We start from the raw sequence: 1,522 nt of genomic DNA on the forward strand, positions 1-1,522 counted from the left end.
CTCCACCACCACGGCCACCGCGACCCCGGGCTGCACGTCCCGCTCGCCCTGCGCCCACGCCACGAACCAGGCGTACGGCATCCCGGCGTTGCCGATGCCGTGCTGGGCGGTGCCGGTCTTGCCGCCGACGATCGCGCCGGGGATGGCCGCGTTGGTGCCGGTGCCCTCGGTCACCACCTGGGTCATCAGCTCCTTCAGCACCGCGGCCGTGGCCGGGGTCATCGCCTGCCGCTCCGGACGCGGGCCCGCCGTGGCCACGACGCTGCCCCCGGCCGTGGTGGTCCGCTCCACCAGATAGGGCCTGCGGATCCGCCCCCCGTTGGCGACGGCCGCCGACACCATCGCCATCTGGAGTGGCGTCGCACGGGTGTTGTACTGGCCGATCGACGACAGGGCCAGCTGAGCCCTGTCGACGGTCGGGTCGAAGGTGCTGCGGGCCACCGAGAAGGGGATCCGCAGCGCGTAGTCGTTGAAGCCGAAGGCGTGCGCGGTGGCCGTCATGTCGCCCACCCCCACGTCCACGCCGAGCTTCGCGAACACCGTGTTGCACGACCATCGGAAGGCCTCCCGCAGGGACAGGTCCTCACAGCCCTCGGACTCGTTGCTGAGCGAGGTGGTGGTGCCGGGCAGGGTGTACGGGGCCGGCGAGTCGGTCGGCGCGTCCACGTCCCTCACCACCCCGGCGTCCAGCGCGGCCGCCGCGGTGACCACCTTGAACGTCGAACCCGGCGGATAGGTCTGCCGCACCGCCCGGTTGAGCATCGGCTTGTCCGGGTTGGCGTTGAGCCAGGTCCAGGAGCGGCCCACCCCGGCGCTGTTGCCCGACAGCACTCCCGGGTCGTACGACGGCGAGGACACCAGCGCGAGGATGCGTCCCGTCGCCGGTTCCACGGCCGCCACCGCGCCCTTGCGCCCGTCCAGCCCGTCGAAGGCCGCCTTCTGCGCGGCCGCGTCGAGGGTCGTGACGACGTCCCCGCCCGGGGCGCGCCTGCGCGTGAAGTCGTTCCACAGCGGGAACGGCGTCAGCATCGGGTCCGAGCCCGACAGGACCGCGTCCTCGGCGTGCTCCAGCAGTGTCGTGCCGTACTCCTGCGAGGCGAAGCCGGTGACCGGCGCGTACAAGGGCCCGTCCCGGTACGTCCGTTCGTAGCGCAGCTGCTCCCCGGTGTCCCGGGATCCGGTGACCGGACGCCCGCCGACCAGGATGTCGCCGCGCTCGCGGCCGTAACGGGCGATGTTCTCCCGCCGGTTGGCCGGGTTCTCGTCGTGGACGCGGGCCTGGAAGACCTGGACGCGGGTCGCGTTGACGAGGAGCGCCACGAGCAGCAGGACGCAGAAGAAGGCGGCGTGCCGGATGTATCGGGTCATGCCGGGGCCTCGTGCGGTCACGGGGTCTCCGTAAGTTGTTAGGCGGCCCGGGAGGGCCGGATGTGGCTTATGGGGTCTTGCCTTCAGTGGCTCCCAAGGAGTGGCCGTCCGGCTCTCCGGGGCGCCCTGGCTGCTGATTGAGATGTGCGCGTCG

1 protein-coding gene is annotated in these 1,522 nt (G+C 72.1%); it reads right to left on the reverse strand.

The window, feature by feature from the left end:
- The coding region (locus tag EHS43_RS44335) for a penicillin-binding transpeptidase domain-containing protein (protein ID WP_148104333.1) at positions 1 to 1,368 on the reverse strand (1,368 nt) is incomplete at its 3' end.
- Positions 1,369 to 1,522 lie beyond the last annotated feature (154 nt).

This window comes from Streptomyces sp. RP5T, assembly GCF_003933965.1.
Classification (GTDB): domain Bacteria; phylum Actinomycetota; class Actinomycetes; order Streptomycetales; family Streptomycetaceae; genus Streptomyces.